Annotated in this window: 13 protein-coding genes and 1 riboswitch; of the genes, 6 read left to right on the forward strand and 7 right to left on the reverse strand. The window is 67.8% G+C overall.

Annotated elements, in window-relative coordinates; translation table 11 throughout:
- Positions 1 to 35 precede the first annotated feature (35 nt).
- Positions 36 to 611, reverse strand: coding sequence for a TetR/AcrR family transcriptional regulator (locus tag LQD00_RS04145; RefSeq protein ID WP_232715797.1), 576 nt, complete (start codon positions 609 to 611; stop codon positions 36 to 38).
- Between the two features lie 75 nt (positions 612 to 686).
- On the opposite strand from LQD00_RS04145, the gene LQD00_RS04150 reads away from it, so the two are divergent.
- A complete protein-coding gene (locus LQD00_RS04150) occupies positions 687 to 1,088 on the forward strand; it encodes a VOC family protein (protein WP_232715798.1) in 402 nt (133 codons plus the stop codon).
- Positions 1,089 to 1,106: 18 nt separating this feature from the next.
- Here the strand turns inward: LQD00_RS04150 and LQD00_RS04155 are convergent, their stop codons facing one another.
- The 3 genes from LQD00_RS04155 to LQD00_RS04165 are packed head-to-tail and all read right to left on the reverse strand — an operon-like array spanning position 1,107 to position 4,044.
- Complete coding sequence (locus LQD00_RS04155) at positions 1,107 to 2,168, reverse strand: ABC transporter substrate-binding protein (protein WP_232715799.1); 1,062 nt, start codon at positions 2,166 to 2,168, stop codon at positions 1,107 to 1,109.
- Complete coding sequence (locus LQD00_RS04160) at positions 2,168 to 2,992, reverse strand: ABC transporter ATP-binding protein (protein WP_232715800.1); 825 nt, start codon at positions 2,990 to 2,992, stop codon at positions 2,168 to 2,170. The genes LQD00_RS04155 and LQD00_RS04160 overlap by 1 nt, the downstream gene beginning before the upstream one ends.
- A complete protein-coding gene (locus LQD00_RS04165; protein ID WP_232715850.1) occupies positions 2,992 to 4,044 on the reverse strand; it encodes a FecCD family ABC transporter permease in 1,053 nt (350 codons plus the stop codon). Before LQD00_RS04165 ends, LQD00_RS04160 begins: the two co-directional genes overlap by 1 nt.
- A gap of 72 nt (positions 4,045 to 4,116) precedes the next feature.
- A riboswitch (cobalamin riboswitch) is annotated at positions 4,117 to 4,298 on the reverse strand.
- 133 nt (positions 4,299 to 4,431) lie between these two features.
- On the opposite strand from LQD00_RS04165, the gene LQD00_RS04170 reads away from it, so the two are divergent.
- From LQD00_RS04170 to LQD00_RS04185, 4 genes are all read left to right on the forward strand, one after another.
- The gene (locus tag LQD00_RS04170) at positions 4,432 to 5,385 is read left to right on the forward strand and encodes an L-lactate dehydrogenase (protein WP_232715801.1); all 954 of its coding nucleotides are present in this window, start codon (positions 4,432 to 4,434) and stop codon (positions 5,383 to 5,385) included.
- A gap of 179 nt (positions 5,386 to 5,564) precedes the next feature.
- Positions 5,565 to 5,837, forward strand: coding sequence for an excalibur calcium-binding domain-containing protein (locus LQD00_RS04175; RefSeq protein WP_232715802.1), 273 nt, complete (start codon positions 5,565 to 5,567; stop codon positions 5,835 to 5,837).
- Positions 5,838 to 6,068: 231 nt separating this feature from the next.
- Positions 6,069 to 6,527 carry a VOC family protein gene (locus tag LQD00_RS04180; RefSeq protein ID WP_232715803.1) on the forward strand — a complete coding sequence of 153 codons (459 nt, stop codon included), beginning with the start codon at positions 6,069 to 6,071 and terminating at the stop codon, positions 6,525 to 6,527.
- 76 nt (positions 6,528 to 6,603) lie between these two features.
- Positions 6,604 to 7,434 carry a DUF2786 domain-containing protein gene (locus LQD00_RS04185; RefSeq protein WP_232715804.1) on the forward strand — a complete coding sequence of 277 codons (831 nt, stop codon included), beginning with the start codon at positions 6,604 to 6,606 and terminating at the stop codon, positions 7,432 to 7,434.
- A 20-nt stretch (positions 7,435 to 7,454) separates the two neighbouring features.
- Here the strand turns inward: LQD00_RS04185 and LQD00_RS04190 are convergent, their stop codons facing one another.
- Positions 7,455 to 8,357, reverse strand: a complete 903-nt coding sequence (locus tag LQD00_RS04190; protein WP_232715805.1) for a hypothetical protein — start codon at positions 8,355 to 8,357, stop codon at positions 7,455 to 7,457.
- A gap of 48 nt (positions 8,358 to 8,405) precedes the next feature.
- Here LQD00_RS04190 and LQD00_RS04195 point away from each other — a divergent pair, with 48 nt between their 5' ends.
- Positions 8,406 to 8,924, forward strand: coding sequence for a TIGR04338 family metallohydrolase (locus LQD00_RS04195; protein ID WP_232715806.1), 519 nt, complete (start codon positions 8,406 to 8,408; stop codon positions 8,922 to 8,924).
- 22 nt (positions 8,925 to 8,946) lie between these two features.
- Here LQD00_RS04195 and LQD00_RS04200 read toward each other — a convergent pair whose 3' ends face one another.
- Both LQD00_RS04200 and LQD00_RS04205 read right to left on the reverse strand, forming a co-directional pair.
- Positions 8,947 to 10,221 (reverse strand): oxygenase MpaB family protein, encoded by a 1,275-nt coding sequence (locus LQD00_RS04200; protein WP_232715807.1) that lies wholly within the window; start codon positions 10,219 to 10,221, stop codon positions 8,947 to 8,949.
- Positions 10,222 to 10,349: 128 nt separating this feature from the next.
- Complete coding sequence (locus LQD00_RS04205) at positions 10,350 to 12,401, reverse strand: CocE/NonD family hydrolase (RefSeq protein WP_232715808.1); 2,052 nt, start codon at positions 12,399 to 12,401, stop codon at positions 10,350 to 10,352.
- Positions 12,402 to 12,528: the final 127 nt, after the last annotated feature.

The raw sequence follows: 12,528 nt of genomic DNA on the forward strand, positions 1-12,528 counted from the left end.
CCGCGCCCTGATCGGCGGCGCCCATCGCGTCCGGCTCAGCCGAGCACGGTGTCGACGAGCAGGTCGAGTGCGCGATGCGCACGCTCGGGAGCATCCGGGTTCGACGACTGCGCCAGCCACAGCGCGGCCTCGTTCATCGCGCCCGACAGTTGGGCGGCGAGGGGATCGAGAAGATCGGGGTCGGTGCCGACCGACGCGAGGGCCTCCCGCAGGTGGACGGCGGAGTTCTCGGCGTCCATCTGCCGCCACTTGTCCCACCCGAACACTGCCGGCCCGTCGACGAGGAGTACTCGGACCGATGGCTCGGCGGTGATCGCGTCCAGGAAGCCGTGGCATCCGGCCCGCAGCTGTGTCCGCGGGTCGTCGCCTGCGGCTTCGGCGGCTTCGACGACGGAGGCGGCGACCGCGGCTTGGAGGTCCGCCGCGACGGCCCCGAAAAGTCCTGCCTTGCTGCGGTAGTGGTGATACACCGCGCCGCGGGTGACGCCGGCGGATTCGGCGACGTCGTCGAGCGAGACGCCGCCGAATCCGCGGGTGCCGAACAACTCGGTCGCGATCTCGCGGATGTGGCGGGAAGTGGCCGCGGCGGTAGCCGCAGAGGCACGGGGCATGTGGGGCTTCCTTTACGTACGGAGCGTATGTATATTTACAGGCGTTACATACTCATCGTACGTAAAGGGCAGAACATGAACGCCACCAGTTTCTATCCCGTCCTCATGTCCGGCGACGTCGTATCCGCGGCCGACTTCTACCGCACCCACATCGGGTTCCAGACCACCTTCGAGGCCGACTGGTACATCAGCCTGCGGCTCGGTGCCTTCGAACTGGCCCTCGTCGACGCCGCTCATCCGACGATTCCGGAGGGATTCCGGGCGACGCCCCGCGGCGTCATCGTGAATCTCGAGGTCGACGACGTCGACGCGGTCCACGCCCGCATGGTCGATGCCGGGGTCGAACCGGTTCGTGCGCTGCGCAACGAGGGCTTCGGTCAGCGCCACTTCATCGTCGAGGCGCCCGATGGGGTGTTGTTGGACGTCATCACACCCATCGTGCCGAGTGCCGACTATGCGGACGCCTACGTCGGCTGACCGTGGCGGTCCGAGGCCTCAGTCCAGCCAGTTGTTGCCGCCCAGGCGCAACTGCTTGACGTCCAACGCCGAGGTGATGCCGGACTCCGGTGCGAGATCGTGCTTTTCGAGGACTGCGCGCAGGATCTCGGCCGCGTCGATGTTGAGCGGGCTCGAGACCCACATCGCGTAGGGGAGATTCACGAACCGGTTCTCACGTACCGCTTTCAGGTGGCGACTGGCCGGATTGGTGCGCAGGGCGTCGATCTTCTGTTCCACCGACTGCCCGGGGTAGTCGACGAACACGATCAGATCCGGGTCGGCGGTGGTGATCCGTTCCCAGCTGACCGCGGTCCAGGTGTCCTTGACGTCTTCGGTCGCGTTGCGGGCGCCCGCCGCGTCGATGATGCCCTGCGGACCACCGAAGGAGCCCGACGAGAAGATGGAATCGGAGACGCTGTCGAACACGAAGACCGTCGGCTTGGTCGCCGGTTTCGGTGCAGCACGGAGCTTCTCGAGGCGACCGGAGATGTCGTCGGCGACCGCCGCACCTTGCTCGGGATGGCCGGTGATGGTGCCGATGTTGCGCAGGTCGGTGTCGAGCGCGACCCAGGGGTCCATCGTGCCGCGCTGTGCCTGTCCGTCGACCTGACGGCAGGCCTCGGACAGCTGGTAGACGTCGATCCCGTGGGAGGCCAGGATCTCGGGAGTGATCCCGCGGGATTCACTCATGCCGTAGTTGTAGCCGGCGTAGAGGACCTCGGGTTTGGCGCCGACGATGTTCTCGAGCGTCGGCTGTTCGGTGGCGACCTCGTTCAGGGTGTCGACCTGCGGCCCGTATTCGAGCCGGAGGACGTCCTTGTCACGGGCGAGTGAGCTGACCGCGACCATTTTGTCGCGTGCACCCGTCGCGAGCGCGATCGCGATCATCCCGCCGTCGTTGACGAACAGGCGATCGAGGGGCTGGTCGAAGGTGACCTCGGCGCCGCAGTTGGTGACGGTGACGCTGTCGGTAGCGGCGACGCCGGAGTCGGCGCCGCAACCCGCCGCGGTGCCTAGGACGAGAGCGAGCGCGGCGGATCGGGTGATGGTGTGTCTCATCAATTTTCCTTGGTGGTGTAGGCCTGCGGTGCAGGTGACATGGGGGAGTTCAGGAGCAGATGGGGGAGACCGGTCTCGGGATGGGGAACGACCGTGCCGGACACGTCGAAGACCGACGCCAGCAGATCGGGGGTCAACACTTCGACGGGTGGGCCGTGGGCGGTGATCCCGCCGTCGGAAACCACAGCGACCGAGTCGAAGTGGCGGAGGACGAGGTCGAGGTCGTGCATCGCGGCGATCACGGTGGCCTCGAGGTCGTCGAGGGTCTGCATCAGCCGCAGTCGCCAGGCCGCGTCGAGATGATTCGTCGGCTCGTCGAGCACGAGGATCGGCGTCTGCTGCGCTATCGCGCGGGCGAGTACGACGCGGTGCCGTTCGCCGCCCGACAGCTGCATGCACGACCGGCGTTCCCAACCACCCAGTCCCACCTGTTCCAATGCGGACCGGATGATCTCATCGTCATCGGAACTGCCCGTGGCCCAGGCAGATCGGTACGGCGTGCGTCCCAGGCCCACCGCTTCTGCGACCGTGAGTTCGGCCGACGGGTGTTCATCCTGACCGACGACGGCGATCGACAACGCGCGACGCCGCGCCGGAAGGCGACCGAGATCGTCGTCGGCCAGTCGGATACGCCCGGACGACGGTTGTTCGAGACCGCACAGGGTTCGGAGCAACGTGCTCTTGCCCGTCCCGTTGGGGCCGACGATGGCGAGCCGGGTTCCGGCCGGGACGTCGAGGTCCACCCCGCGCAGGATCGTACGGGCGCCGCGACGACAGCTGAGGCCCGTCGCGCGCAACGACATCGAGCGTGAGTCGGCGGGCATCAGGATCCGCCGCCGAACACGTACTGACGGCGTCCCATCAGGAACAGGAAGATCGGTGCGCCGATGAGTCCGGTCACGATGCCCAACGGCATCTCGCGCGGCGCCGCGGCCACTCGCGAGATGACATCGACCCACACCAGGAACAGCGCGCCGCCGCAGACCGCGACGGGAATCATCGCGCGGTGCGTCGCACCCACCAGCAGGCGCGCGGCGTGCGGCACGATCAACCCCACGAAGCCGATCCCGCCGGCGACCGCAACCAGGACACCGACCAGGAGTCCCTGCACCGCGAACAAAGCATTACGCATGGCGCGCACCGGAACCCCGAGGGAGGTCGCGGTGTCGGTGCCGGCCGCGTAGGCGTCGAGCCAGGAGTGGATCGCCAGCATCGCGAACACCGTGGCCACGACGACCACACCCGCGATCTGGACTTTCGCCCACGTCGCGCCGGCGACGCTGCCCAGCATCCAGAACATTACGTTGTCGGCGGCATGCGGGTCGGCGGCGGTGAACACCAGCAGCGATGACAACGCCATGAACGCCGAGGACAGGACGACGCCGGACAGGATCAGGCGGAGGGCGGTCAGTCCGCCCTGCGCCCGGGCGACGGCATAGACGGTGATCGACGCCGCGAGCGCGCCGATCAGTGCGCCGCCCGACAACGCCCAGACACCCAGTGCGGCAAACGAACCGAGCGTGATGACCGCCGTCGCGCCGACGGCTGCACCGGCGGACACGCCCAGCAGGTACGGCTCGGCGAGCGGGTTGCGGACGAGGGCCTGCATGACGGCGCCGGCAAGGGCCAGGCCTGCGCCGACGATCGCCGCGAGTATCGAACGCGGTAATCGGAGATCCCAGATGATCACGGCGTGGGCGGCGTCGAGATCATCGCCTTGCAGGCGTCCGGCGACGGTTCGCCAGACGTCACCGATGGGGATCGTCTCGGCGCCGAAAGCAGTGGCGACCGCGACGCTCACCAGCGTGAGCGCGAGAAGAATCAGGGCAAGAGGCAACGACGGAAGTCGCCGTACCGACGTGTCGGTGGCGATCATCGTCGTGCCGTCGGGAGGACGGGACACGTGTGGAACTGCCTTCGGTCTGGGCATCTGTGCGCGAGATGCCGGGTGGACTCGACGAGAACGGCAGGTATTCGGACTCGGGTTCATCCGAACCCGACGCCTTCCCGGGTTGCCCCAGTGGCTTGCTGTCGGGTCCGTCCCCCATACCGCTGCGCGCCAGTCCTGGATTCGCACCAGGTTCCCTGGCACCCGCGTGTGCAGGTGCGACCGCTCTCTGGAGGTGAGGCTAGCAACACTATCGTGGAGATTGCGCCATCGCCCGGTTGGCCGAACCGGGCGCGCGACGTCGGGAGGTCTTACGCTGGGTGCCGACAGTGCCGCGCAACAGTCGCGAATCGAACCGAGGCGGACGGTGATCCGATGGACGGACGACCCACGAAACTTGCCATCATCGGCGCGGGCGCGGTGGGCACCGCGATCGCCTACTCGGCACTGATCCGGGGAGTGGCGCGGACCGTCGCCCTCCTGGACATCAAGGCGCCGAAGGTCACCGCCGAAGTTCTCGACCTCTCGCACGGGCTGGAGTTCGTGCCCCGTGCCGACATCCTCGGATCCGACGACGTGTCGGTGTGCGCCGACGCCGACGTCGTCGTGTTCACCGCCGGAGCCAAACAGAAGCCGGGACAGTCGCGTCTCGAATTGGCCGAGGCCACAATCGGTTTGACCCGATCGATCCTGCCCGGTGTGCTCGAGGTCGCGCCCTATGCGATCTATCTCATGGTGACCAACCCGGTCGACGTCGTCACCTATGCCGCGCAGCGGATCACCGGTCTGCCGTCGAATCAGCTGTTCGGTTCCGGAACCGTTCTCGACTCGTCGCGGCTGCGGTTCCTCATCGCGCAGCACTGTGGGGTGGCGGTCCAGAGTGTGCATTCCTATATCGTCGGCGAACACGGGGACAGTGAGATCCCGTTGTGGTCGTCGGCGACGATCGGCGGGGTGCCACTGACGTCGTGGAAGCCGCTGCCTGGACGTCCGGAGATGGATGCCGTTGCGCGCGAACGTATCCGGAACGAGGTCGTGCATGCGGCCTACGCGATCATCGAGGGCAAGGGTGCCACCAACTACGCCATCGGCCTCGCTGCCACGCGGATTGTCGAAGCCGTTCTGAACGACGAGCATCGTGTCCTGCCGGTCTCGACGGTCGCCTCCGGCTTCTCCGGACTCGAGGATGTATGCCTGTCCCTGCCGACCGTCGTCGACCGCGGAGGTGCGCAGACGCGCCTCGAGGTGCCGCTGTCGTCGGACGAGGAGGCGGGCCTGCTCGCATCGGCGGAGACGCTGCGCGCAATGCAGTCGCGATTCGGGTTGTAGGGCACGATCGTCACTTCCGGCAATGATTCGCTGATTCCGTTCAGCGCTGGCCTTCGGAGGCGGCGATCGTCCTCGAGTCACTGTCCCTCAGGCGGACCAATCTCACTCCAGGATGCGGATGTCGACGCCACGTCGGGGTAGTTTCACCTGGTCACATCGGTGTGAGAGAAGGTTCGACGATGAGTGGTTCGCGCAAGACGGTTCTGGGGTTTGTCGCTGCGGCGTCGATGGCGATCGCACCGCTGATGGCGGCGGCACCCGCCTCGGCTGCGACCGACTACGCCAACTGCAAGGCGCTCAACGCCGACTACCCACACGGTGTCGGACAGCCGGGCGCCGTCGACTCGACAACGAGCACCCCGGTCACGAACTTCACCGTCGACCAGGCCCTTTACGACGCCAACGACGAGAGCGATCGCGACAACGACGGCATCGCCTGCGAGAAGCGCTGACCGCGAGTCACACTGCACCTTCGGCCGGACCTTCACCACGATCATCGGCTGCAGCCCGTCCGGCTACCGTCGGCACGTCTCCCCGGTGCCTGTGCCGGGACGCTTCGTGCGGCGCTGGACGATACCGACCGGGCCGACCGAGCCGCGTGAATTCGACCCGCTCGCTTCGCTCCCGGCGTCGAGCAATTCCGGAGAAGCGCCCGTCGGCGCCGCAGTCGTATCGTCGGGCTCATGATCACCGGAATTGCCATCCACTCCATCTACGTCCTCGACCAGGACGCGGCGCTCGAATTCTACGTCGGCGAGCTCGGGTTCACCGTCGACACCGACGTCGACATGGGATTCATGCGGTGGCTGACGGTCGCACCACCCGGGCAGCCGGACCGTCTCATCCTCCTCGAGAGGCCCGGGCCTCCATCGCTTTCCGACGACGCTGTGGCCAAGGTCCGCGAACTGGTCACGCAGGGCGCGATGCCGGTCACGATCTTCTCGACCGACGACTGCCGGGGTACGCACGCTGCCCTCGTCGCGAAGGGCGTCGAGTTAACCCAGGACCCCGAGGAACAGCCGTACGGGATCGACTGCGCCTTCCGCGACCCGTTCGGGAACAACCTCCGGATGACGCAGCGTGCCACCCAGGAGCGGCCCGTGGGCAAGGACGACGTCGCCCGCTGGTCGCCCGAGAGCTGAGGGGTCTCCGACCTGGCCTTCCCGGCTCGTCCGCGGTCCGATGGAACCGATCGGGCGCGCCGATAGTCTGAACTACATGCGCGACGACAAGCTGCTCACCCGGATCTCCGCCCTCCTGCGACAGGCGGAGAACACCGACAACGAGCATGAGGCCGAGACGTTCATGCAGGCCGCACAGCGCCTCGCCACGGCGTCGTCGATCGATCTCGCCGTGGCCCGCGCGCACGATCCGGCCGCGCGCAGGAAGGTCACCCCGATCTCCCGGCAGATCAAGATCGGCGAGCCGGGCAAGCGTGGCCTGCGCACCTACGTGCAACTGTTCGTGGCGATCACCATGGCGAACGACGTGACAGTAGACGTCGCCAGCAACTCGACTTTCGTCCTCGCCTACGGCTACGAGGCCGACATCGACGCCTGCGAGGCGCTGTACACGTCGCTGATCATCCAGATGGTCGCCGCCAGCGATGCCTACCTGCGGTCGGGGGCGTACAAGGGGGAGACCTTCGCGCGCGTCGTCACGAAGGGCAGCGGCTGGCAGGCGCGCCGGGTGATCGAGGAGAAGCCGCTGTCGCCGATCACCGCGCGCCTCAACTTCCAGTCGGCCTTCGCCGAACGCATCGGCAAACGTCTCAGCGAGGCCCGCGATGCTGCCCGCGAAGAAGCACTCGACGCCGAACAAAAGTCCGGTGAAGCCGAACGTTCGACGGCGCTGGCTCTGCGCAACAAGGAACTCGAGGTCACCGATTTCTACAAGACCGAGTCCACCGCGCGCGGCACGTGGCGACCGTCGAGTGCGTCGGCCGGCTACTCGGAGGCCGCCCGACAGGCAGGGGACCGGGCGGGACGTCGGGCCAAGATCGGTGCCGACCGCGAGTTCGGCGGCGCGCGAGGCGCTCTCGAGGCGTGAACAGCGGTCGGTCGCTGGGCTCAGTCGGTTCGGTCGTACCAGGCGACTGACGGGGTCGGCGTGAACGGAGTGGGGGTCCCGGCCCAGCGCCGCACCCAAGTGCCGACCCGTCCGGGGTCGGTGGCCACGCCATGCACGACGATGGCGGTGACCACCAGGATCGCGGCGAACACGAACAGCCAGCTGATCGCGACGAAAACGACGCCGAGAGTGCCGAAGTAGCGGATCGTGCCCGACGCCAGCGTGGGCAGGGCGATTCGGCTCCCGGCCAGCAGCGCCGTGATCAGCAGACCCGTACCCACACCGTTGAGCGCGAGAAGCCGCAGCGGCACCTGCGTGGACACCAACAGTCGCGGGATCGCGGTGAAGGTTGCCGACCAGATCGCCACCGTCACTCCGAAGATCAGCACGATGCCGAGCAGACCGCTGCCGCCGAGGTGGATGCCGAAGAGCGTCTCGGCGTGGAGGCCGGTCGACAACCCCTGAGCAGTGACCGCGGTGGGGATGAGGAACAGCACGATCACCCAACGCCAGAAGGCGCGCCACGGCAGTTTGGTGACGCCCCAGATCGCGACATACATTCGGCCGAGTGCACGTGACAGGGAGGTGGCGCCGGCGATGGTCATGAGTGCGCCGATGACCCCGAAGGTGGCGAAGGACTGCGGATTGTCCACCGAGGTGTGGTCGAGCCTGCTCACCGGGATGCCGAGTCCGCTCAACGCATCGTCGACGACGTCGCTCCCCGGAAGGGTGAGCAGCAGGATGACGATGGGCAGGATCGAGGTGAACGCCTGGGCGGCGAGGGTCATCGCGCGGTCGGTGACGTCGCCGCGCGCGATGTCGGTGAGGATGCGCAGGCTCAGCGTGGCGCCGGGCAGTCGCAGCACGCGTTGGCCGAACGCGTGCAGGTCGGGACGGCGCATGAGGACTCCCATCGGCTATGGCGGACCCTCATCATCATTGGTGATGCCGTGAGTCCGCGTGACACCGGGCGTGCCCGGTACTACGACGCCGAGCGTCTCGTCTTCCGGCTCTTCGACACCGCGTCCTCCTCGCGCACCGTGCAGCTGGCCGGGACCGAGCTCACGCTGCCCGCCGAGGCCCGGTTCGCCTCGATCGACGCGGTGCGCGACTACGTGGGAAGGGTGCTGGAGCTGCCGAGTGTGCGGTCGAGGTTCCCGCGCGCAGCCGAGCCGGTATCGGTGCGGGAGCGACGCGGCCAGAGTTCGGCGCACTACGCGCGGTCCACGACCGCCGCCGGTGACAGGTTGCTCAGCGCGGAGATCGCGATCCCGTCGTCGGCAGAGGGACGGTGGGCGCTTCGAGAACTCGTGGTCCTGCACGAACTCGCCCACCACCTCGACGACTCCAAGGGGCCGGGTCACGGACGCGGCTTCGTGCTCACCCTCATCGAACTCGTGGGTCTCGTCCTCGGACCCGAGGCCGCATTCGTGTTCCGTGTGGTGCTCGCCGATTCCGGGATCGGGTGAAAACCTTCCTGGAACGCAGAACTCAGTGCCCGGTGATCTTCTTCGCCGAGTGCCCGATCGTGGCCTCGCCGCCGGTCATGATCCTCATGAACTCGCGCTGTTCGGCGGCGCCGCGGAGCGCCGCGCGTTCGCGTCCGCCCGGGCGTTGCGCCCGAACCGATCGGATGATGTTCACCGGGAACCGGATCACCGGATACCAGGGTGGGACGAAGGGCAGGCCCAGTGTGCGCATCGTGGCCGGGCCCAGGAATCCGCTGGTGACCGAGAGGTGTTGTGCGCGAGCGATCTTGCGACGCACCTTCGGGAACCTCGAGTAGTTCCACTGCAACGGATCGTCGGCCATGGGCACCGAGAGCTGCCTGGTCGTCTCGTCGGGCGTGGAGAGTGCGTACGAGGTCTGGAGCAGCACGCGGATCGCGTCGCGGAAGCTCGTGGGCAGGAACTCGTCCCGCACCCCGAGTAGCCATCCGGCGTACCGGGTGAGGTGCGCGACGGCGTCGTATTCGCTGGGGCGGTTGACGAGTCCCATCATGACGACGCCCAGGCTCGGGGAGACCAGTGCTCCGACGAGCGTGGCGGCCATGTCCGTCTGGTTGATGGGGAGTCCCCAGGCGTCGGCCTCCCAGTCGGGCAGAGCGGCAACGTGGCGCCGGACCATCGCGTGGATCAGGCGCACGCGCAGTGTCGACTGGTAGCCGATTTCCTGTGGGCGCAAACCGTTTTCGGTGATGACGTCGGTGGCCCACTGGGTGGTCTCGGCGAACCGGGTGTTCGATCCCTTCTCGAGGGCGCCGGTCCGCAGCAGCGTCTGGTTGAAACCGGCGAACTGGTAACCGCCGAGCAGGGCAACGTCGCGCGCCACGTACAGGCCGTCGGCGCCACCGCTGCGCATGACCCGCGCGGCCTTCTCGATCAGGTCGGGGTCGACCCAGTCGGGGACGGTCTCCACCTCTGTGAAGAACTCGCGCAGCGGGGCCGGGGCGCCGTCGATCGAGTCGATGCCGTTGACGAGGGCACTCTCGAACAACGGGCGCGCCCGGGACATCCCGGCGGTGTGCATCCACTCGACGAGGCGATCTGCCGGTTCGTCACCGACCGTCAGCAGTTCGCCGAGGTGACGAAAGAGTTCGCGGCCGGGTTTGCGCAGTCCCAGTAGGGGCGCGACGAGTCGCAGGCCGATCGGGATCGTGCACGGACCATCCGGGTGGCGCGACGGGATCTTCGGCGCAACAGAGGGCGGTGCGAGGATGCTCGGGGGCGCCTGCGGCGGCGTCGTGGCGCCCCGTGCGGTGGTCATCGGTCGTGCACTCCGATCCGGAGGTTCTGGGTGACGGCTGTCCTCCAAAACGTAGGTCGGCGGTGCAACGGTGTCAATGGGACGAACAAAAAGAATCGTCCCAAAGCGCTGGTAGCGGCGGTGGCCGGCTAGACCCTCGCCGCCTCGGACGTGGCGGCGCTCAAGCCCTCGCCCGCGAGCAGCGTGAGGTAGCTCGGATGGTCGGGGTCGAGGACAAGGCGCTGTTTACGGCCGCGGGCCTTGATCAGATCGGGCACCACGGTGAGGTAGCGGGGGAGGCTCGCCGCGTAGACGTCGACGCGCAGGCGGTGGCCCGGCTGCAGGACCGCGTCGGTCGGGACCAGGTCGACGTCGATGCGAACGGGCTCGTCGGCGGGCACGGGGAGCTTGCGCTTGCGGGACAGGTAGTGATGCGCCGAGAGCAGGCTGCCGTCGGACGCGTAGGTCGACTTGCTGCGGTCCAGCGCACGATTCGACGCCGAGAGGGCGCCGTTGGTGAGCACCGTCGACGTGCCGTCGGGCGCGACGTCGTTCACGGTCACCGCCCAGATCGCCTCATGGGCGGTGGTGGCCACGTTGAGTCGCAGGTTCATCGCGCCACTGATCGGCGTGGCCTCGGTGACCGGTGCGGTGGTGAACGACAGTGCGCCACGCTCCTGGAAGCGTGCGTCCTTCGCGTAGTCGGCGCCGAGGATCAAGGTGGCGCCGGCGGTCACCTGGGTCATGTCGCGGGATCGGAGCCCGCGGGTGTCGGGTCGGACGTGGAGGGACGAGACGCCCTGTGCGGGAGTCGAACCCAACGTCCCGTCGTGTACGGCGTGGTCTGCGGTCGACGACGTGTCGGGCGTCAGGTACAGCCGCTTCGGCGCGACGCCCGGGCGCGGGAAGTTCTGTCGAGCGGTCCAGGCACCGCCCTGCTGCAGCATGGTGACCGGCCCGTAGAACTCGATGCCGTTGCGGTGTCCCTTGAGCCAGCGGTCGAACCAGGCGCGTTCGAGGACGTCGAGACGCGGCGGCGCGAACTTGCCGCCATACCCCGAACCGACGTCGAGGTGATAGCCGTCGCCGACGATCATCTGCTTGCGGCCGGGTTCCATGTTCAACCGCTCGTATACGCCGGTTGCGCTGCGGCCGAACAGATCATGCCAGGCGCCGACGGTGAACGTGGGAGCCTCGATACGGTCGACGATCGGGTCGCGCTCGTCGAAGTACGGGTCGTCGAAGATGCGTGGATCGCGGGCGGTGAGGAAACCCCAGAGGAGCGAGGGGATCTCGGTGGCCGGCGACTTCACCCGGTCGACGGCCCATTTCAGTGCGTGACCCCTGGCGATGTCCCGAATGATGTTGGCGGGGTTGGGAACCCATTTGAGCATGTTCACCGCCGACAGCCATACGGGGATGAACGCCGACGGCATGCCGCCGGTGATGTAGATGTCGCGCACGATGTCGTCGCAACCCTCCACGGCGAACACGGCTTTCAGTTGCGGCGGGCGCTTGTCGGCGGCCTGCAGCGAGTTGATCGCCGAGTACGACCAGCCGGCCAGGCCGACGGTGCCGTCGCACCATTCCTGCTCACTGACCCAGTCGATGATCTCGACCGAGTCCTCCTGCTCGCGCGGGCCGAGAATCTGCCACTTGCCGTGGCTCGCACCGGTACCGCGGACGTCGACGACCACCTGCACGTAGCCGCTGCGTACGAGATTGCGGTTGATGCCGAAGACGTCGAAGACACCGCCCGACAGCGTCTGGGTGAGGGTGGTGAGGCCCTCGAGTGCGGTGCCGGTCGCATCGATCGACGCCGACGCGGTGTGCAGCGCCTTGCCGAGCACGGGTGCGTGCAGCGCCTGGTCGATGAAGTCGATGGCCGCCCGGTTGTACGGGTTGATGTTGACGATCGCGGGGTAGGGGGTGAGGACCGTCTGCCCGAACCGGTTGGCGGGGCGGATCACGGTGGCGCGCAGAATCACCCCGTCGCTCATGGTGATCGAGACGTCGCGGTCGATGGCCACGCGCGGGTACAACTGCTTGCCGTCGACCTGCTCGCGCCAGCGGATGCCGTCGGCACCTCCGGTCGGGTCGCCGAGGGGGAGGGTGCCGAAATGGGGTGCTTCCGTGGGGCGTCGCGACGGTGAAGGAACCGGCCGCGCACGGCGTTCCGCGGGATCCAGCTGATACGTCATGGTGCACCACCCTGCCTGGGGTGAGAGGTGTCGCACCGGGAGTGCTGCTGGTCGAGATGGCCGGGTGGACACCGACACCCCTTCGTGTCGGTCGTGAGCGCCGGGCCGGCTCCGCTGGCTGCGGAAA

The sequence above is a fragment of the Gordonia metallireducens genome (assembly GCF_021245825.1).
In the GTDB taxonomy this organism is placed as follows: Bacteria; Actinomycetota; Actinomycetes; order Mycobacteriales; family Mycobacteriaceae; genus Gordonia; species Gordonia namibiensis.

Bases quoted from the DNA above. Each gene is read 5' to 3' on its own strand.
- LQD00_RS04145 (WP_232715797.1), bottom strand. From the start codon at position 611: ATGCCCCGTGCCTCTGCGGCTACCGCCGCGGCCACTTCCCGCCACATC.
- LQD00_RS04150 (WP_232715798.1), top strand. From the start codon at position 687: ATGAACGCCACCAGTTTCTATCCCGTCCTCATGTCCGGCGACGTCGTA.
- LQD00_RS04155 (WP_232715799.1), bottom strand. From the start codon at position 2,168: ATGAGACACACCATCACCCGATCCGCCGCGCTCGCTCTCGTCCTAGGC.
- LQD00_RS04160 (WP_232715800.1), bottom strand. From the start codon at position 2,992: ATGCCCGCCGACTCACGCTCGATGTCGTTGCGCGCGACGGGCCTCAGC.
- LQD00_RS04165 (WP_232715850.1), bottom strand. From the start codon at position 4,044: ATGATCGCCACCGACACGTCGGTACGGCGACTTCCGTCGTTGCCTCTT.
- LQD00_RS04170 (WP_232715801.1), top strand. From the start codon at position 4,432: ATGGACGGACGACCCACGAAACTTGCCATCATCGGCGCGGGCGCGGTG.
- LQD00_RS04175 (WP_232715802.1), top strand. From the start codon at position 5,565: ATGAGTGGTTCGCGCAAGACGGTTCTGGGGTTTGTCGCTGCGGCGTCG.
- LQD00_RS04180 (WP_232715803.1), top strand. From the start codon at position 6,069: ATGATCACCGGAATTGCCATCCACTCCATCTACGTCCTCGACCAGGAC.
- LQD00_RS04185 (WP_232715804.1), top strand. From the start codon at position 6,604: ATGCGCGACGACAAGCTGCTCACCCGGATCTCCGCCCTCCTGCGACAG.
- LQD00_RS04190 (WP_232715805.1), bottom strand. From the start codon at position 8,357: ATGCGCCGTCCCGACCTGCACGCGTTCGGCCAACGCGTGCTGCGACTG.
- LQD00_RS04200 (WP_232715807.1), bottom strand. From the start codon at position 10,221: ATGACCACCGCACGGGGCGCCACGACGCCGCCGCAGGCGCCCCCGAGC.
- LQD00_RS04205 (WP_232715808.1), bottom strand. From the start codon at position 12,401: ATGACGTATCAGCTGGATCCCGCGGAACGCCGTGCGCGGCCGGTTCCT.